General features: G+C 62.4%; 14 protein-coding genes. 9 read left to right on the top strand and 5 right to left on the bottom strand.

The genetic code is table 11. The features are described from left to right. Positions 1 to 138 precede the first annotated feature (138 nt). Positions 139 to 1803 carry a PGF-CTERM sorting domain-containing protein gene (locus tag SG26_RS16160; protein ID WP_050038129.1) on the top strand — a complete coding sequence of 555 codons (1665 nt, stop codon included), beginning with the start codon at positions 139 to 141 and terminating at the stop codon, positions 1801 to 1803. 474 nt (positions 1804 to 2277) lie between these two features. Here the strand turns inward: SG26_RS16160 and SG26_RS16155 are convergent, their stop codons facing one another. Together SG26_RS16155 and SG26_RS16150 are read right to left on the bottom strand one after the other, a co-directional pair. Then, positions 2278 to 2811: a metal-dependent hydrolase gene (locus tag SG26_RS16155; protein WP_023843273.1), complete on the bottom strand. Its 534-nt coding sequence runs from the start codon at positions 2809 to 2811 to the stop codon at positions 2278 to 2280. A 118-nt stretch (positions 2812 to 2929) separates the two neighbouring features. After that, on the bottom strand, positions 2930 to 3943 hold the full coding sequence (locus SG26_RS16150) for a DUF1616 domain-containing protein (protein ID WP_050038128.1): 1014 nt from the start codon (positions 3941 to 3943) through the stop codon (positions 2930 to 2932). Between the two features lie 209 nt (positions 3944 to 4152). Between SG26_RS16150 and SG26_RS16145 the strand changes: the two genes are divergently transcribed. The 7 genes from SG26_RS16145 to SG26_RS16115 all read left to right on the top strand — a co-directional run bounded on the left by SG26_RS16145 (position 4153) and on the right by SG26_RS16115 (position 14402). After that, entirely contained in the window at positions 4153 to 6231 is a 2079-nt protein-coding gene (locus tag SG26_RS16145; protein ID WP_050038127.1) for a hypothetical protein, read from the top strand. A gap of 157 nt (positions 6232 to 6388) precedes the next feature. Next, complete coding sequence (locus tag SG26_RS16140) at positions 6389 to 8071, top strand: hypothetical protein (protein WP_050038126.1); 1683 nt, start codon at positions 6389 to 6391, stop codon at positions 8069 to 8071. Between the two features lie 99 nt (positions 8072 to 8170). Next, a complete protein-coding gene (locus tag SG26_RS16135; RefSeq protein ID WP_050038125.1) occupies positions 8171 to 8872 on the top strand; it encodes an ABC transporter ATP-binding protein in 702 nt (233 codons plus the stop codon). 7 nt (positions 8873 to 8879) lie between these two features. Further along, on the top strand, positions 8880 to 11945 hold the full coding sequence (locus SG26_RS16130) for an FtsX-like permease family protein (RefSeq protein ID WP_050038124.1): 3066 nt from the start codon (positions 8880 to 8882) through the stop codon (positions 11943 to 11945). An 84-nt stretch (positions 11946 to 12029) separates the two neighbouring features. After that, complete coding sequence (locus SG26_RS16125) at positions 12030 to 12305, top strand: hypothetical protein (RefSeq protein WP_014040460.1); 276 nt, start codon at positions 12030 to 12032, stop codon at positions 12303 to 12305. Next, positions 12305 to 13399, top strand: coding sequence for a DUF4350 domain-containing protein (locus SG26_RS16120; protein ID WP_050038123.1), 1095 nt, complete (start codon positions 12305 to 12307; stop codon positions 13397 to 13399). Before SG26_RS16125 ends, SG26_RS16120 begins: the two co-directional genes overlap by 1 nt. Beyond that, entirely contained in the window at positions 13392 to 14402 is a 1011-nt protein-coding gene (locus SG26_RS16115; RefSeq protein WP_050038122.1) for a MoxR family ATPase, read from the top strand. The genes SG26_RS16120 and SG26_RS16115 overlap by 8 nt, the downstream gene beginning before the upstream one ends. Positions 14403 to 14416: 14 nt before the next feature. Here SG26_RS16115 and SG26_RS16110 read toward each other — a convergent pair whose 3' ends face one another. Genes SG26_RS16110 through SG26_RS16100 form a run of 3 tightly spaced genes read right to left on the bottom strand, consistent with a single transcriptional unit; the run spans position 14417 to position 17312 of the window. Next, positions 14417 to 15373 carry a hypothetical protein gene (locus tag SG26_RS16110; RefSeq protein WP_050038121.1) on the bottom strand — a complete coding sequence of 319 codons (957 nt, stop codon included), beginning with the start codon at positions 15371 to 15373 and terminating at the stop codon, positions 14417 to 14419. Next, complete coding sequence (locus tag SG26_RS16105) at positions 15370 to 15870, bottom strand: hypothetical protein (RefSeq protein WP_050038120.1); 501 nt, start codon at positions 15868 to 15870, stop codon at positions 15370 to 15372. Before SG26_RS16105 ends, SG26_RS16110 begins: the two co-directional genes overlap by 4 nt. Beyond that, positions 15867 to 17312, bottom strand: a complete 1446-nt coding sequence (locus SG26_RS16100; RefSeq protein WP_050038119.1) for a DUF58 domain-containing protein — start codon at positions 17310 to 17312, stop codon at positions 15867 to 15869. Before SG26_RS16100 ends, SG26_RS16105 begins: the two co-directional genes overlap by 4 nt. A gap of 226 nt (positions 17313 to 17538) precedes the next feature. Between SG26_RS16100 and SG26_RS16095 the strand changes: the two genes are divergently transcribed. Next, the gene (locus SG26_RS16095; RefSeq protein ID WP_050007609.1) at positions 17539 to 18525 is read left to right on the top strand and encodes a hypothetical protein; all 987 of its coding nucleotides are present in this window, start codon (positions 17539 to 17541) and stop codon (positions 18523 to 18525) included. Positions 18526 to 18527 lie beyond the last annotated feature (2 nt).

Below are 18527 nucleotides of genomic sequence, written 5' to 3'. Positions count from 1 at the left end.
TTACCGAGACACGACTCACGATTCGCGCTGTAAATCCCCGGACAGCAGGTACGTGTTTTGTAACCGTCATATGACACTGTGTAGCGTCGAATGTCACTGCATAAGAATTATACCGCACCCCTCCGAAAAAATTCAGTAATGTATAAAACAACAAACGGAAAACGCACTGTAATTTGTGCGATCACAGTGCTGCTGGTGTTAGCCGCCCCCCTGTCGGTAACGTCGGCGGCGGCAACGCCAGTCGATGAAGGGCAAACGACAGCGGTGACGGAAAACGTGGATGTCTGGGAACGGTCGCTGCTCCCGCTTCGGACGTCCTCCACCGGCCCAACGGCGATAGCAGCCCCGGAGACGTACATCAACATCGAGTCTGCCCAGACAGGTGACGTCCCTCTCAACAGGGAGGAGTACACGATTCACGAGACGGGCGAATCAGTAGACCTTCGGTTCGAATCAACGACTGGGGCTGGAACGACGGGACTTGCTGGTGACGAGGCGCAACTGCTCGCTGTCAGACTCTCTGAGAACCCATCTTCAGCAGGGTTTAGCGAAGGTAGCATCAGAACCGATCTGGCCAGTATCTTTACGAACGACTCCAACGCCAACTCGGTCGAACTGCTAGACGACGGGGACGGTGTCGGTTCGATAGATGACAACGGTGCGCTCGAAACCTCGTACACGCCTGACTCGGGCGGTGCCTACGGCTTCGTCCTGGTCACTGTCGATGACGGACAGGGCATGTCCGTTTCGGACAACAATGTCTCGGTCGATGGGAACGTGACCGTCGTCGGCGTCGAACAGACGCTGGTTCAGGAAAGCCCGTCGACGGTCGATGCGACCTCCGACGATATCACCGCTGGCGATAACGTCTCGCTCGATATCGAGACCGAACTGGAGGACGACTCTGTCACGCACGCTGTGTTGCTACTCGACGAGGACGAACTCCAACAGCGGACGAGCACCGTCCGTGTGACCGGCGAAATCGATGAGAATTTCTCGGAAGACCAGGTCACGGTCGAGAACTCCTTCGACGGCGTCAACGGCGTCTCGTCGGCCGACGATGACGCTACCCTCACCGGTGAGGACTCGACGGCAGCAGGAGCGATGCCGTCAGCGGGACTGATCGGGCTGTTCGGGTTCGTTCTCTCCGAAGCATCGCCGGATTCGACCGGTGATGACGTGATGCACGCCTCGTCGACGACGGTCTCCGGTGCCTCCGATACCACCGTCGACGTCGAAACACTCGACTCCTGGCCAAACGGGACGTACACGTATGTTCACGTCGCTGTTGGCGAAGACTCAAACGATATCAACTCCGCGACCGGGACAGTCACGCTATCACAGTCGAATGAAACCGATTCCGGCGACGATGATGACGATAGCGACGACGGGAGTGATGGCAACAACGGCGGCGGCGACGACGGGAGTGATGGCAACAACGGTGACGGCGACAACGACAACAACGACAACGACGACAACAATAACGGGAGCGATGACAGCGATAGCGGAGATAGCGATGACGATAGTGGGAACGACGACTCCGATACCGAGGGGACTGAAGAAGACACTGAGGACGAAGCTACGACCGACACCGACGACACTGAGACAGTCGAGACTGAAGACGGAGAGGTGCCAACGGAAGCAGCCACGACCGCAGGTGGTGGGGCACAGCAACCTGATGAGACAGACACAACCGGAACGGAGGGCTCGGTCGAGACCACGAGTTCGAGCGGCCCCGGTTTCACCGTCCTCGTCGCGGTGCTAGCATTGCTAGGCGCTGGATTCTTGGCACGTCGGGACTGAGGGACTTCCACAGTTTACGCGGCATTTGTCTATTCTCTGACGAATCTCTTTCTCTGACGGATTTCTCTCCTGTTGTGTACTAGCCGGAGCTAGCTTTCCTGCATAACTGAGTTATCCCCTCCTAGCGGCTGCGGATACAATATTGCTGAAAGGGGTAATTTTATGTCATTTTACATATAACATTGCTATGTAAGGTACATACAATGGGGGACTACGCAAAGCCATCCCGTGCGGCGAAAATCAAGTGCATCAAGTGTAACTCACCGGTCGTGCTCACCGTCGACGAAGAGTATATCTGTGTCAGCTGCGGCGAAGCACCGATCGAATCGGCGACCCCAGTTTGAGACAGGCGTTTCAGCTTCACTCCGCGATCTCCAGAGGCGGGAACGGTAGCTTTGATATCTGACGGGTAGTTCGAAATCCGCCGCTTGAGACCCACTGCTTCAGTAGCAACGACCGTTGGCCGCGAACGCTTTACCGTTGTGGTATTTCGGCTGAGACCTGCTCGTATCTCCAGTACACCGTCACGAGGCTGTAGCTGATGGCCAGTCCGAAGACGATCACAGGGACGGCAAGCGAGAGTAGACTGTCGGGCGAATGCGCCGCAAACGACGGCGTTCTATCGGGGGTTGCCGACAACAGCGGCCAGAACAGGTTCGGAAAGAAGTAGTAGTCCGTCCCGAGCCGCACAATCGGATAGAAGTCGCCGGCGATGTGTGAGAGGTAGCCGGCGGAAAACACCACTGCGTGCCGTCCGTAGCTCTGGCGTGCAGCCAGCAGTACAAGGATGGTGAGGACGGGTAGCGAGACGACCAGCGAATGGGCAAGCATACGCCCGCTCGGAAGAATAGCGACCGTCCACGCGAGCGGCTTGTCGATTACGTCCGGGAGTTGCGTCGCAACAAGCAAGAGCAGTACCATCGGCCCAGACGGGAGTCGACGCCACCGAGCCACCATGTATGCCGTCAGCGGGACGGCTGCGAGGAGGAAGTGGCCTGCGGGGTACACGGTGAAACCAATGATCCAGGCAAGGAAAAGCTGTTTGCCGGGTTAGATCTCAAAAGAATGGGCAGTAAGTCGGTCCCTGTTTTACCTGGGGGAGCGCTGCTCGCTACGAGAACCTGGGTCAGCCGGTTACGTTCACCCAGAGGTGGACTTCCCGGTACGCAGTCGATTGGTCCACGGTCTCAGGTGGTGACCCGCGGTACAGCAGGTACTGGAGCCGAAGCCCCTCCCCAGTCATCTTGGGCGTCACTTCGTGCTGGCGGTGCCAGGTCTCGTTGTGGCCCAGGGTCGGCTGGAAGCGCCGAAGTTCCGACCGTTCCCGGACCTGGGTTTCGTTGCCGACGCGCTCGACGCGTTGTAACTCGGCGACTACGGTGTACTCTGTCCGTTCGTGTTCCTGATTCCCGATACCGACGATCAACGAGCGACCTTCGCCCTGCTGAAACTCCGTCGGATAGCCGTCAGCGACGAGTTCCCCGTCTTCGTCTTCGGTCAGCAGGTAGAACTCGCTGAACCGCTCGCCGTCCTTTGGTACCGTGACCGCGTAGCCGACGCTGGCGGCCGCAAGCAGGATGCTCAGGACCAACAGCACGTTCAGGACCGCGTCCGTCCGTGAGGCCGGCGAGAACAACTCCGCACGTCCGGCACTGAGCCACGCGCGATACGGGACATGAAACCGTTCGTCAGCGGGTACCGCCCAGCGTCGAACAGCCGCGACAGCGGTCAACACGAGCGTCAGCCCGCTGAGCGACACGAGAATCGGAAGCAGGCGGATACCCCACGGCGTGAAATTCAATACCAGGCCGACCAAGGGAACGAGGGCGATACTGAGTCCGAACGAGAGTGCGACCCGTTCGATACCGTCGATTCCGTCGGCTCGTGGATCCGAAACGGTCTCGTCGTCGGCCGTGGGGCCGCTCCCGGCCTCCGGAAACAGCGCTGCGATGAACGCATAGCCGGGAATGAAGAGGACAAACACGAGCCCGGCGACGATGCGGACCGGCGTGTCGGAGATGACCGGCAGCAGGGCAGCCAGATTCGTCAGAATCACCACGCCGATAACGCCTGCCAGATCGGCCGGGAGGTGGCGGAGTTGACGTGGCAAGAGTAGTTTCCACGTCTGGGTTTCAGCCATTGGCAATGAGTCATGTCGGCACGGTAAAAAAATAGCTGATTGCGTCCCTCTCTGCCACGGTACGTGACTGCGACCGACTCCGGTGAGTCAACCGAACGCATTTTATCAAACCAGCGGAATAACTCGGTGTGTTCCGGAGCCAGTCGTGGGCCGTGTTCGTCACCCTGACAATACTTGGACTTACAGCGGGTGCTGGTGGGGTGGCAGCGATGGGGACCGACGATGGGGGTCCGGCTCTGAACCGGCAGGTGGAGACGCCGACGGACGACAACGAGACGCAACAGGAAAACCCGGATTCGGTATCGGACGGCGAGTACAGCGACGAAACGGCCGCCTGGTTAGCTCGGACGATGGGGGGGCGGCTGGAAAACAGCAGTATTGCGCTGTCGAACGACCAGTACGACCAGGCTCGGTCGGTCCTCGGCGACGACTACGACAAGCGTCTGGAGCAGTACGTCGACGTTGCCGGTGACACGTCGTCGGATACGGACGACACCGCTGCAAGGGAGTTCGAGGCCGCGAGCGAGAACCAGCGGAATCTCACGAACGAGGTACAGCGGTACCGCCAGCAATATACGGCGTATCAGGCGGCACGCGAGCGCGGTAACGAACGCAAGGCCCGCATCACTGCGCGCGCGATGGAGCGAACGGCGTCGAACATCAGCGATAGGAGCCAAGAACTGAACCGGAACTTCGAACGGATAGAGAACACCACGTCCGTCGACCTCTCTCCGGGACAGACCGAGATCAATGAGACGACAGAGAACATTACGACGACGCAGGCGGTTATCCGCGAAGAGACACTCGTTGGGACGACGCTCACAGTTCAGGCGATAGACTCGACTGCATCGTTCAGCGATCCCGGAACGGTCTCCGGCCAGATACGGACTGAGAACGGCTCGGTCATCGCAGACGAGGTGGTCGAACTCAGGATCGGGAACCGGACACAAACTGTTCGAACTGATGCCAGCGGTGTGTTCGAATCCCAGTACCGGCCACGCTCAGCCAGACTCGGGTCGCAGTCCGTCCCGGTCAAGTACGTCCCGGATACCGACTCAGTGTACCTGTCCGACGACACCACGTTCACGATTGACGTGAAACAGGTGACGCCGAACGCGACGAGCGACATCGCACCGGGGACGGTAGGGTACGGCGACCGATTCGACGCCACGGCGTCCGTGACAGTCGAGTCGAGAGGTGTCGACGGAGTACCGGTCGAGTTCACCGTTGGTGATACTGTCGTTGCACGAACGACGACCGGACCGAACGGAACGGCGACAGCATCGACCCGAGCCCCAGCGTCGGTAAACGACGGTGAGCGTGTAGTTGTCGCTCGGGTTCCGTACGAAAACCGAGCGATTGCGGGCGTCCAGTCGGAGACCCCTGTTGTCGTCGTCGAGACTCAGACGACCCTCTCCGTGAGTGCGTCACGCACGGATGATGGGGCCCTTGCCAGGGGGCAACTCCAGACCGTTGCCGGGGACCCTGTCGCGGGTCGCCCGGTACGCCTGCAGGTCGGTGCTGGCGGCACCCAACTCGTCGAGACGAACCGGAACGGGTCGTTCCAGACCGTCCTCGAATATCCGCAGAACAACGAGACAGTTACCGTTACCGCTACGTACGACGAACCGAGTTCGAACCTCGGTAACGCGACCGCAACGACAACGCTGGCCGCAGGAGCCGGCGGCGGAAACCCACCGGTCGGCTCCGATTCGGACAGGGATCTGCTTATCGATACCCTGGTAGCGATACTGTTCGGCTCTGACGAGAACCCGGAAGTAGCCTTTGGGAACGGGATCATCGGATACAGCTGGCTGCCCGTCCTGGGCGGCGGGGTAGCGCTTGCAGTTGTCGTCGGGGCTTGGTTTATCGTGTCGCGGCGCCGCCAATCCCAGGATGTGAACGCGACTTCCTCAGTGGAGGCAACTGAGGTATCGATGAGTGGACCCGACCAGGCGACGACGCCATCGAACGCGACGAGTCCGACGTTTGCGGACCGCGTCGATACGTATCTGGATGGCGGGGACTACGACGCCGCAGCGATGGTAGCGTACACTGCAGTCCACGATGAGCTAGCGGTGAAAAACGGTATTGACGAGGGGGCGACACACTGGGAACTCCTCCAGCAGAGCCAGGAACACGGCGTTCCCGAGGAACGCATGGCGGATATCGAAACGGTGGTCGAAGCCTTCGAGACGGCGGCGTTCGCACCGACATCGGTTGATCCGTCACGCGCGGAGGCGGCCGTCGAACGCGCCCGCAAGATCAAGTCGAACGGGGACCAGTGACCGCCAATCGTCATGGACACTCCAGGTGTGTCTAGAGCCCGGCAGCAATCCCGGATTTTCGACAGGGCTAGCGGTAGACCGAGAGACTGTCAGGGCTCCCGAGTCGGCCGTCGAAATGCGGTAACTATCTTACACCCACCCGCTGTAGGACCCGCCAATGAGTGACGGCCGGAAGGGGCGATTGCTGCTCATCGTGGCTGTGCTGGCCGTGGCAGTCGCGGCCCGGTTGACGACGCTCCACTGGACGCCGCTGCCCTCAACGCTAGACGGATTCGGCTACGTCGCTCTGGCCAGGGACACGCTCGAAACGGGGACGTTTCCGCTCAGACGCTTCCGCGCTGACAACATCGTGTTTACCGCTGTTCTGACCGTCGTCGGCGCACTCACCGGCGAGCGGCCACTGTACATCGCACAGCTGGTCGTCGCGGTCACCGGTGCAGCGTCCTGCCTGACGGCGATGGCGCTGGTCAAACGACTCGCACAGTCGAGTCGGTGGCGTCACTCGCGGACGACGCTGGCGATGGGCGTGGTCGGGATGGGGCTCGCGGTGGAAGGCATCTATCTCCGGCGGACCGGACAAACGGACGAGGAAGCGCTGGCGTTTCTCTTGCTGCCGCTGTTTGCGATTGCCGTCCATCGGTTGCTCACGACGGAGCGATACAGGCGTCGATGGGGCGCAGTTGTGGTCGTCCTGTTCGCTGCCTTCCCGCTCCTGCATACGTTCAGCTCGCTCATCGCTGCGCTGGTACTGACGGGGGTGCTAGCCGCCCATCTCGCCAGGATTCCGTCGCGTCGTGACGCCGTCACTGCGCTCGTCGCCGTCGCGGGCTTCTGGGTGTACATGTGGGGGTACTACCGGATTGCAGAACGCTCGCTTCTGGAGGTCCCGTACGTCGACCGTGTCAGTGCGTATCCGGGGCTGTTCCTGGCCTGGGTCGTCGTTCTGGTGGCGACACTGGTCTGGTTCCAGCGGACGAGCGCTCGCCTGCAGCGGGTGACCATCGGCGGCGCGGTCGGTCTCTGGTTCCTGACGCTGGGTGCGAACGCGGTACAGACCGTGTTTCCCGGGACACAGACCACGCCGGCCGGCCTCTTGGTGCTCGTCGCGGCTTTCGCTGTCCCGGTTGTGTTTGCAGTCGTCGGCCTCCCACTTGCGAGCCGCGACCGCCGGCTGATCGGGCCAGTCGTGCTGGCGTTGCTGCTGGCGCCGATTGTCATCGTGTACTTCTCGCTGACCGCCTCGCTGACGCCGGAGTACTACGGGACCGCGCTCCGCGGCCAGACGTTCGTTCACTTGCCCGTGTTCGTCCTCGCCGGCATCGGCGTCGCGTCGGTCGCCTACCGGGGGTCGCCGGACGGCGGGCTTGGAACGCCGAAGACTCACAGCCACCGACTCGCAACAGTCCTGACGGTCGTCGTCGTGGTTGCCGCAGTTGCGACGATGCCTATCGCCTTCGTCAATCTCGACACGCTCGCGTTCCCGACCGGGGCGACCGAATCGCAGTTCGCGGCCGCGACGTTTACCGCGGACCACGTCGACGAGCAGTGGGCGTCCGACCACCCGTTCAGCCGTATCGTCGATCTGTACTATCCGAGCGCGTCCAACGGAACGTACCAGCCGACCGCCCGGTGGCTCGGTGGTGGGACGGAACCCAACTGCCCGACGCTGTCGCGGGCGTCGTGGGGGACGACAGGGGCGCACCTGTTCCCGGCAGCGAGCGAGAAGACCACGCCCGCGGCGCTGGCGGAGTGGCGCTACGAGAACGACGTGGTCTATGACACGCGCGGCCTCGACTCCGTGTACCTCGTTCGGCCCGGCGGGAACCGAACGAGTTGTTGACGAGTTCTGAACGGACCCGGTTCGACGGTCTCTCCCATCCTCACCTCTCCCGGGTATGTAACCGTGGCATACAATACGGGGCCGGCAGAAAGGCCGACAATGACTGACCCCGTCCTCGTCGGCTCGGAGTTGTGTGTCACACGACGGGGCACCAGGATTCTCGACGGCGTCTCACTCTCGGTCGGGTCCGATGCGGCGATGCTCGTTCAGGGCCCTAGCGGGGCCGGCAAGTCGACGCTGTTCAACGTCCTCGGATTGCTAGAATCACCGTCTAGCGGTCGACTGGAGATCGACGGTCGGGACGCGAGTACCCTGTCCGAACGCCAGCGCGCGAGCCTGCGGCGGACGACGCTCGGGTTCGTCTTTCAGGACTTCCAGCTCATCGGCGATCTGACCGCTCGCGAGAACGCGTCGCTCCCGCAGGAACACGCGGGCGACCGCGACCCAGACTGGCTGGACACGCTGTTCGACCGCCTCGGTATCGCCGGGCTCGAACACCAGTACCCTGCGACGCTGAGCGGGGGCGAGAAACAGCGCGTCGCCATCGCACGGGCGCTCGCGAACCGCCCCGAGGTGATCCTCGCCGACGAGCCGACCGGGCAGCTAGATCCGGACACGGCCGAGTCGGTGCTGAACCTTCTGTTCAGCATGAAGGAATCGACGGAAACCGCGCTCGTCGTCATCAGCCACGACCCCCAACTGGCCCAGCGGTTCGACGAGCGGCTGTTCATCCGCGGCGGCATGCTCGTCTCCGATGCCGCCTCGACGCCGGACGCGAGCCCGTCCACGGAGACGAACTAACGAACCGATGGGATACAGAAACGCCCTCCTGTTTCGCTGGTCCAGACGGGACCGGCTCACCGTCGTCGTCGTCGCCGTGACGGCCGCGTTTCTCATCGGTACGGTCTTGCTGTTGTTCACCGCAGTCACGTACTCGGAAACGTTCGCAGAGCCGCTCGCGAACTCCGGGACGGTCACCTACCACGACGCGGAAAACGGCCCGCCCGAAACCGGTGGGGACGTCACCGTGCTCCCGACAGCGACGGCGACCACAAGCGGGACTGATGTTCGGCTCGTTGGCATCCCGCCCGATACGCCCAGGGTGCTCATCGAGGGGTCGGCCCAGTGGCAGGAGGGACGATTACCGACGATTACCGACGGCGTTGACGGCCGGGGACCGGTCTCACAGCAGCGGACCCGGACGGTGAGCGGGTCGGACGGGACCGTCTCGCTTACCGTTGTCCCACAGGAGCGGGGGACGACGTTCCTCTCCAATCAGTGGTACGCGACGAACGCCTCGACCGCCCAGCAGGTCGGCGTCACCGGCTACTTCGTCATCGACCACAGTCCGAGCGGGACCGGGCTGGGAAGCCTCCCAAGCGAAGGGGCACCGCTGGTCAGCGCGCTCCTGTACGTCCTCGGCGGCTTAGAGCAGGTACTCTGGGCGTTGGGCATCGCGGCGGCCGCCGGTGGCTTGTTGGTCCTCATCGTCGTCTACAACGTCACGCGGATGAGCGTCCGTGACCGACTCGACGCGATACGGGTCATCCGCTCGACCGGCGCACCGGGGTGGCGCGTGGGACTCCTGTTTACACTTCGGGCCGGCCTCCTCGTGACGACCGGCGTGGTGCTGGGCTACGCCGTCGGACTGATCCTCATCAAGGCGCTGGTCAACGTCGCGATCTACGTCGGTCTCCCCATCGCACTCGACGTTACCGTCACGGGCCAGAGCGCGACCGTCGTCGGTGGCGTCGCCGGTGTGTTCGTTCTGATGGGCCTCGCTGCCGGCGCGCTCGCGGCCTACCCCGCGGCGACCCGCCCACCAGCCGCGCTCGGGAGCCGTCACGCCCGGTCCGGCCAGTCCGAGCAGTCGACGCTTGGGAGGATCCGAAACTGGGTCGCGCCGACGTTCCTGTCGTGGCGCTCGGTCGTGCCGACGGCGGCGACGCTGACCGTCTTCGGCATCACGTTCCTGCTGGTCGTCTCCCTGGCCGGTCTCGCGTCTCCGCTTGGGGGTGGGGGAGGGGGCTCCGGGACCATCACCGAAGCCGGTGCGCCCCATCCGCTGAACAGTCGCCTCGACGCTGAGTACGCCGCAGCCCTGCGGGCCGACGGGACGCCAGCCAGCCCGGAAATCATCTACGCCCAGGTGTCGGACGGCCAGCCGTACATGGCCCACGGAGCGGAGTACGACGCGTTCGCGAACGTCACCGGGGCCACGTTGGTCGACGGAAAGCGACCGCAACGGTACGACGAGGCCGTCATCGGGAGCGACCTCGCGCGGACGCTCGATGTCGAGGTCGGTGACGAACTGACTGTCAGTGGGAGCGTCAAGCCCGGGGTTCGACGGGTCACTATCGTCGGGCGGTACGACGCCCCCAGAACGCTCGATGACCTGCTCATTCTGCCGCTCGACTCCGCGGCCGACTTGGCGACCGGACCAGGGGAGGTCCACATGATCCGCGTGAAAGGGTCCGTTTCGGAGATTGACGGCGCCGACGGCGTCGCCGCCAACCGGTCCGGTGCTGTCGTGACGGGGTTATCGGGTCCGAAACGCGTCACGAAAGGTGACACAGTCAACCTCACTGTCGCCGTGCGAAACGTCGGTACCGAGCGGGCTGACCGGGAGGTCACAGTCCGATATCGGGGCGAGCAGCAAACCACGACGGTCGCCGTCCCGCCGGGACAGGAGCGGACCGAGTCCGTCTCCTTTACCGCGACAGAACTGGGGACTGCAAACGCCACTGCCGGGGAGTACACCCATTCCGTGACCGTCGTCTCGCCGAACGCTATCGAGATTCCGAGCCAGCTGCCGTCACAGGCCCCGCCCGGATCGGGTCTCTCAGTTCCTGTCGTCACCAAAACGGGGGACCGCGTTTCGAACGCCACCGTCACGGTGAACGGGCCGTCGCTCAGAACTGGATCGAGTGGTGTCGCCGTCGTTCCCCTGCCACGCGAGCCGGGGAACTACACGATAACAGCTCGTTCGGGCGACCAGACGGCGACACACGACATCCAGATCGTCCGTGGTACCGAGCGGGAACTGTACGGGGAGTTGTCGATATCGCCGTCTTCGGGCTCGGTCCTGACGACGCCAACCCTCAGGATCGGGCTCGCAAACCCCTGGCAGGAGCCGATCACCCGCAATGTCGGTGTCATCGGCCCCGGTGTTTCCCGGAACCGGACCGTCTACATGCCGCCCGGAAACGTCACACAGACGCGGTTCTCCCCGGACGGCGGACGAAGTCAGCCTGGAACCTACACCTACCGAGTGACGGCCAACGGGACCACCCTCACCACGGCGGAGTACGAGGTGACCGGGGATCGTCGGCTGGCGTCTGCCGTGGCAAGTAGCGGGTCGTACGCGTCCGGAACGCCCATCGAACGCTCCGTCGAGGGCGTGTTCGGGAACGTCCAGCTGATCCTCGGCGTCCTCGTCGTCCTCTCGGCGCTGAGCACCGTCGGAAGTACCACGGCGACGTTCGCCCAGGGAGTCCACGCGCGTCGGCAGGCCATCGGCATCCATCGCTCGACCGGCGCGACGCAGTGGCGGGTCCTGCGGACGATTCTGGCCGACATCGCTCGTATCGCGATCCCAGCGACGGCGCTCGCTCTCGGCCTCTCGGTCGTCGCGTTACAGTTGCTGGAGCGGGCTGGCTGGCTCGTCTTCTTCGGCTTCCGCCTCTCCGCGCGGACGCCGCCAGCTATCCTCGCAGCGATATTCCTCGGCGGCGTTTCGCTCGCCCTGTTCGGTGCCCTCGTCGCAACGGTGCCGTATCTGACGGCGTCACCGGTCTCGTTGCTCCCGAGCGGCGACCGAACGCGAACGCCCGACGAGGAGTCGGTCGACGAGAGACAGCCTAGCGACGACTGAACTGCTAGGTTAGCCGTTCCCCCATGGCTCAGTCAGCGGCCGTCGGTCGGAACTTTGACTGTCTGCCGAGGAGAACGCCGTACCATGGCGACCCGACAGCGCCAACAGTTCATTTACGGGCATCTCATGTGGGTGCTTGGTACCATCCTCGTGTTGACCCTCCTGGATGCGCTGACGTTGGAGCTGTTTTTCGTCGTCTCGCTGATCGGGTTTCTCGTGACTGTCGAACTGGTCGCACCGCAGGCCGTGTCGCCGCGCTGGCGACGGCGGCTCTGGTGGCTCATTGGGCTCGGACTGGTTGGCTTTGCCTACGTGGTCATCAAACGGATCCTCGAGATTCTACCGCCGGGGCTGGTCTGATGGCGCTGACACCGCTCTCCGAGGACTCCTGGCTACCGTCGCTCACTCTCCCGCAGCTCCTGCTGGCCGCTTACACCGTCCTCACGATCATCGCGCTCGTCTACGCCGCGAGTACGTCCTCAGCAGCGTTCGGTGCATACAACTCCCAGTGGGACGGGGCAGGTGAACTCCGAAGCGTCGCAGCTGACGCCGGTGCAAACGTGACTGTCGGAACGAACGTGAGTCAGTATCTGACGAGTGACACGGACACCACCGTTGCGGTCGTTCTCTCGCCGGCGGAGCCGTACTCGTCGAGCGAGCGGGCACGAATCGCGGAGTTCGTTCGAAGCGGTGGGACACTCGTCGTTGCCGAGGATTACCGCCCAGAAGGGAATGCCCTGCTCGCTGCCGTCGGTGCTGACGCGCGTTTTGACGGTCGCCCGGTGTACGACAACCGAAATTACTACCGCAACTCCTCGCTCCCGGAAGCGACGCCTGCCGGCGACTATCCGGAGACTGCCGGCGTCGATACTGTCGTCCTCAACTACGGGACGACTGTCAGAGCCGGAAACGCGACGACGCTCGTCAACACCTCCGAATACGCCTACCTCGACACCAACGGCAACGGCGAACTCGACGGCGAGGAGCAGTTAGCGTCCCGACCCGTCGTCACGAGCGAACCGGTCGGCGACGGCCGGGTTATCGCCGTCAGTGACCCGAGCATCTTCGTGAACGCGATGCTCGAACGCGGTGACAACCGACGGTTCGTCCGGAACCTCGTCGCCAGCCACGACGACGCACTGCTGGACTACTCACACGCCAGTAGCGTCCCGCCGGTGGCCGCTGCCGTCCTGGCCGTCCAGCGGTCAGACGCGCTGTTACTGCTCTGTGGCGTCGTGCTGGTCGGGGCGCTGCTCGCGTACGACCGCCGTCTCGACGAGCATCTCCGGGATCGCCTCCGGGAATACAGTGGCGGCGATCCGGACCCGAATCTCTCCAGGGACGGCGTTGAGAAGTATCTCAGAGCCAGTCATCCAGACTGGGAGACCGCACAGGTAGAGCGAGTAACGGAAGCCATTATTAAACAGCGGGCCGAACGTCAACGCAATGACTGATCCGTCGGTGCTGTACGACCGTCTCAAGGAGGAGACGGAGACAGTTCTTATCGGTAACGAGGAAGTTCTCCGACACATTACTGTCGCCATGCTTACACGCGGTCATGTGCTTCTGGAGGGGGTCCCCGGTGTCGCGAAAACGACGATCGCCACGCTCGTCGCCAACGCGACGGATCTCCAGCACTCCCGGGTCCAGATGACGCCCGACCTCCTCCCTGCGGATATCACCGGAACAACGGTGTATCACCAGCGAAACGGCGAGTTCGAGCTGCAGAAAGGCCCAGTGTTTACCAATCTGGTCATCGCCGACGAGATCAACCGCGCCCCGCCGAAAACACAGAGCGCACTCCTCGAAGCGATGCAGGAGGGACAGGTTTCCATTGAAGGGTCGACGCTCGAACTCCCGACGCCGTTTACCGTCGTTGCGACGATGAACCCTCTTGAGATGGAAGGGACGTTCAAACTCCCGGAGGCCCAGCGCGACCGGTTTCAGATGAAACTCGTCACCGAGATTCCCAACTCCGAGGAGGAGCGCGCGATCCTCGACCGATTCGACGCGAACCCGACGCTTGACGCGGACTCTATCTCGCAGGTTATCTCCCGGAGCGAACTTCTGGACGCCCGGTCAGTCATCCCCGAGACGCATATCGAAGACAGCATCAAGGAGTACATTCTCGCTATCGTCGGCGCGACACGGGACCACCGAAACGTCGTTCACGGGGCCTCACCGCGGGCGACAATCGCCCTGCAGAATACGGCCAAAGCAGTCGCTCGTCTGAACGGCCGGGAGTACGTCATTCCGGACGACGTCAAAGAGATGGCGCTCCCGGTGTTGCGGCATCGTCTCATTATGAACAGCGATGCCGAACTAAGCCAGATCAGCGCCGAAACGGTTATCGAAGAAATCCTTCAGTCGATTACGCCGCCCGGGTCCGACACCGACCACAGTACGGGTGTCGAGACAGCGGTCGGCGACGGCGGAACGAAACGGGAGTTCGAGTAGCGACTGGACCGCAGTTAGCTGTTTTCCGGGGCTGGTGTCGTCTCTCGTTCTCGGGTCGCCGCGCCATTGGACTGCGCCGATGGTTGTTCGAGTGCGTTCCACGAAACGGTCACGACACCGCTGAACCGGTCGTCATCGCGCGTATCGACAGTAACCGGTCGATCAAGTCCCGTGGCAAACCCCACCGCGAGCAAGGACACCACTGGGTGATCTAGCTGGTGAACGTCGCCGAACGCGGGATTGCTGATGGCAATAGTAGCAGTTCGGTTCCCGCCATCGATTTCGATTGTTGTGTCATCGACGAGTTCGAACTGCTCGGACAGGGCTGCGGTCAGTTGCGCCGCTATTGCATCGGGGTCGTTACCGAATTTGCCGGAGATCGTTTGCTCGAACTCGGTGTACAGACGGTCTCCGGTCGGGGGAAGCGATATGCCCTGTTCCGCCTCGGCACCGCTCGTAACGAACAGGTCTCCCAACTGGTCTGGATCGGGCACCGCGTACTCGACGTGTTGGGGGACGAACAGGCGCGCATTCGTCTCCGGACGGGATGCCGTTGGGACATACACCGTCTCGGTCTGGAGTTCCAGTTCGCTGACGAGGTGCTGTTCGACATCGGCCAACGTGTCGAACACCGTGTCACTGACCGACGCCGAGACGAACCGCTCGGGAGTGAGATAGAACGTGACGATGCCCGCAAACACACCGGTTCCTGCGAACGCGACGAAGATGGTCTGCAGGGTTGGAAAGAGGAGTGCCGCTATGAGGGATAGTCCACCGACCGCAAAGAAGCCCACTGCGGTCCGTCTGAACGTTGCCCGCTTCGCATGCGCGTAGGAGTCGCGCAACCGGCGGTTCTCCTCCCGTAACACTTCCAGCTCCGCTTCGAGTGTCTGGCGGTCGTGTACAATATCCGTCTGCCGGGTGCTGTCATCGGCTGATGCGTCCGGTTGCGTAGGCTCGGGTTGGCTCATAGGAAATCACGGTCCGAAGCTGCGTCTTCAGTCACGATGTCGAGTTCTATCAGCAGATAGCGATGGAAGAGATAGCCGACGATGGCAATTCCGATGACCGCGGTGGCCCCGACGCTGAGGGGGGCCAAGTCCCAGCGCCAGAGCGACAGCCAGGCGAGACTGCCGAGCAGCGGAACGACAAGTACGACGAGGCTGCCGGCGACTCGCCTGTCGGGTGTCTCGATAGGTACCGAAAGCAACGCAAGGAACAGGCCGCCTTCGACGATGACGAGCGGTAGCAGTGATGGTGTATCGACTGTGACGAGCGCTACCTGTCCGAGCACGACCGCGAGAACGGGTGTACCGGACAGGTAGAGACCGCCGAGGACAACACCGACGAAACCAAGCCATACCGGCCCGCCCCAGACGAGTCCGCCTGTAGCTACGACGATGCCCAGCAGGCCGAGCACGGTGGGTAGTGATCGGCGCGAGCGTGCCGTTTTCAGTGCGACGCTCATGCGTACTCCCTCCGGTCTGTGTTCGCTGGGCTGCCGGACAGAATAGCCGAGATCTGGTCCGGGGACCCAACCTCGTAGGCCGTCACCGAGTCGACCTCGTTCAGTTCACGCCGGAACTGGTCGAAGGTTCGATACCGTTCGTATGCGGTATCGAGATCGGTGAGGAGGTCCGTATCGAAGGCTACTGATGGGGCGATAAACACGACGACCTCCGTTGCGTTGCGTCTCGCCAGTCCAACCGCGTTCCGTAGTTCACTCGGGTTGCTGTCGTCGGTACAGATGACCAGCAGGTTCGCGCTGCGTATCTCGTGTGGTGCCGCCTGGAGCCCGTTGTACAGCGGCTGGTTGGGAAGGTGTCGTTTTGATCCGGCGGCATCTTGATACGCGAGCAACGTCGTTTCCATCGGTGATTGTGTGTCCGCCGTCGGGTTCACCGTCCCTGTCATCCTGCCGGTGTGAGACGCTGTCGTGGTAGCTGTTGCCGGCGTCTCAGTTTCGGTGTCGAGGTCGTTGATCCGATGCCGGCACGACCTGTAGGCCTCGATTCTCGCCACAGGGATTCTCGATTCCGTCACGCCCGCGTCGTCAATAGTGAGATAGCCCAGGGGATCACGGATCGTTTCGGCACGTTGCTGGAACGCTGCGGCGACCGCTCTGAGGTGATCTAGCTTCGTTTCGCCAGGTGTCCCATCACCCAGAGTCTGCCGGTGATCGAGGACGAGCACCACGCTACGGTTACTCTCAGCCTCGTAGTTGCGGACGTGCGTCTCGTCTAGTCTGGCAGTCGCCTTCCAGTCGACGTATTTCAGTGCGTCACCCGGGACATATTTTCGAATCTCCTCAGCTGACAGGCCACCCGTCCGCCCCCGGGCATCGTGCTCGCCGACACCGCGTAGCAACTGTTTCCCGCTCTGGCCAACGTGAATCGGACCGACCGACGGCGACTCGACTGCTAGTTCGGGGCCGGGAGCCGTCGTGAACGACTGGGTAAACAGCCCGGTGCCGTCACTGACGGTTACTGTGGCTCCGGGAACGGTGTAGTTGCCAACAGTCTCCCAGGTGAGCGGAAGCGTCACCGACGAGGACTGCATCGACGTATCGAGATGGATATCCGGAGAGGAACCCGCTTCCATCCGCGCTGCGAGTGGAATCCTTGCCTCGACGGAGAGCGGCAGGTGATCGCCGGCGGCGGCAACTGATGCCTCGAGAGTGTACTTCGTTTTGGCGTCGGTCCGTATTCGGGACCGGTCGAGCGACTGGCTGACGGTGAGTTCGTCCTCGAGTCGTGAAACGCCACGGACGAACGCAAACTGCATTGCGAGCAGCCAGCCTGCGAGCCCGACGGCCCCGACGACTAACAGGGGCGCATCGAGCAGCCCACCACTCACGACGAGACTACCGATAGCAGTGATCGTGAGCCAGAACCGCCGGGTGACACGCATTAGCTTCGGTTACTGAACCGAGCCCATTGAAGATACCGACAGACACAGCCGAGTGCTGGGAGTTCGCATCTATCGTTAATATCGAAATTGATATTGATATTTGGGGGATTATATACTTAACCGTCACTCAAAAATCCTTAGTCATGGATGGTCTGAGTTCACTAGGGGTCGGAATTCGAGAACTCTGCTAAATGTAGCTATCGGAATCAGTATTAATATTAGCACTATGCTCACAGACATCTTAGTTGGCGCCCGCCGTCTCGCGAACAACTGGTTCTGTCGCCTGCCGACGGTTCGCGCCGGTGCCGTCGTCCTCGTGGCGCTGCTTCTCGCCGGTGTCGTGTTTCCAGTCGCCGGGACGTCGCCGCAGGTGAACACTGCTAGCGGTGGCGGGGCCGATACTCCGGACGTACAGCAGGCTCAGGCCGATTCGAACGCCACTGATACAGACGGAGACGGGCTGGCGGATTCGCTAGAGCGCTCCGTTTACGGCACTGATCCGACGGACCCGGACACGGACGGCGACGGTTATCCGGACGGCATGGAAGTCCGCTGTGAGCAGGCTCTTCCGGATGCAGACCCGCTCCGAACGGACATCTACGTCGAAGTCGACTCTACACAGTCAACGACGCTCAGCGACCCGGTCCGGACATCTATTGTCGAGACGTTTGAGAATGCACCCGTTTCGAACCCCGACGGCTCCACCGGGATCGATATCCATCTCGTCACAGACGATACGAACCTCTCGGCCAACGGGACGGTACACTCGAAATCCCGTGCTGGTGCCGGGAACGACATCTATGACTTCCGGGCCAACCACTCCGAGCACCGTGCTGACGGCTACTACTACGTCCTGCTAACTGACGACGTCGCCTACAACGGGGACGACTACTTCGTCGGTGCGGGCCGACCTGAAATCGCGGCGATGGAGCGGTTCGATTCACCGAAGATCACCGCCTCGCTGTTCATGCACGAATTCGGGCACGCGATGGGGCTCGACGCCCATCAGGACGGTATCGACGAGGAGCGGTACTCCCAGACAGAGTACGACAGCGTGATGAACTACAACGGGCTGTACAGACAACTTTCCTATTCCAACGGCACCGACAGTGTAGGCCGAAACGAGTGGCAGTTCGTTGCCGAGAACCGAACACAGCCCGACATCGACTGCGTCGAGAACGGAACGTGCCCTAGCAGGTGTACGCAGAACTGACC

This window comes from Haloarcula sp. CBA1115 (assembly GCF_000827835.1).
GTDB classification, from domain to species: domain Archaea; phylum Halobacteriota; class Halobacteria; order Halobacteriales; family Haloarculaceae; genus Haloarcula; species Haloarcula hispanica.
This window is presented reverse-complemented; position numbering and strand designations above follow the sequence as displayed.

Coding starts and splice junctions, on each gene's coding strand:
- SG26_RS16140 (WP_050038126.1), top strand. CDS start 6,389: ATGAGTGACGGCCGGAAGGGGCGATTGCTGCTCATCGTGGCTGTGCTG.
- SG26_RS16100 (WP_050038119.1), bottom strand. CDS start 17,312: ATGCGTGTCACCCGGCGGTTCTGGCTCACGATCACTGCTATCGGTAGT.
- SG26_RS16120 (WP_050038123.1), top strand. CDS start 12,305: ATGGCGCTGACACCGCTCTCCGAGGACTCCTGGCTACCGTCGCTCACT.
- SG26_RS16145 (WP_050038127.1), top strand. CDS start 4,153: ATGGGGACCGACGATGGGGGTCCGGCTCTGAACCGGCAGGTGGAGACG.
- SG26_RS16105 (WP_050038120.1), bottom strand. CDS start 15,870: ATGAGCGTCGCACTGAAAACGGCACGCTCGCGCCGATCACTACCCACC.
- SG26_RS16125 (WP_014040460.1), top strand. CDS start 12,030: ATGGCGACCCGACAGCGCCAACAGTTCATTTACGGGCATCTCATGTGG.
- SG26_RS16135 (WP_050038125.1), top strand. CDS start 8,171: ATGACTGACCCCGTCCTCGTCGGCTCGGAGTTGTGTGTCACACGACGG.
- SG26_RS16115 (WP_050038122.1), top strand. CDS start 13,392: ATGACTGATCCGTCGGTGCTGTACGACCGTCTCAAGGAGGAGACGGAG.
- SG26_RS16095 (WP_050007609.1), top strand. CDS start 17,539: ATGCTCACAGACATCTTAGTTGGCGCCCGCCGTCTCGCGAACAACTGG.
- SG26_RS16160 (WP_050038129.1), top strand. CDS start 139: ATGTATAAAACAACAAACGGAAAACGCACTGTAATTTGTGCGATCACA.
- SG26_RS16110 (WP_050038121.1), bottom strand. CDS start 15,373: ATGAGCCAACCCGAGCCTACGCAACCGGACGCATCAGCCGATGACAGC.
- SG26_RS16130 (WP_050038124.1), top strand. CDS start 8,880: ATGGGATACAGAAACGCCCTCCTGTTTCGCTGGTCCAGACGGGACCGG.
- SG26_RS16150 (WP_050038128.1), bottom strand. CDS start 3,943: ATGGCTGAAACCCAGACGTGGAAACTACTCTTGCCACGTCAACTCCGC.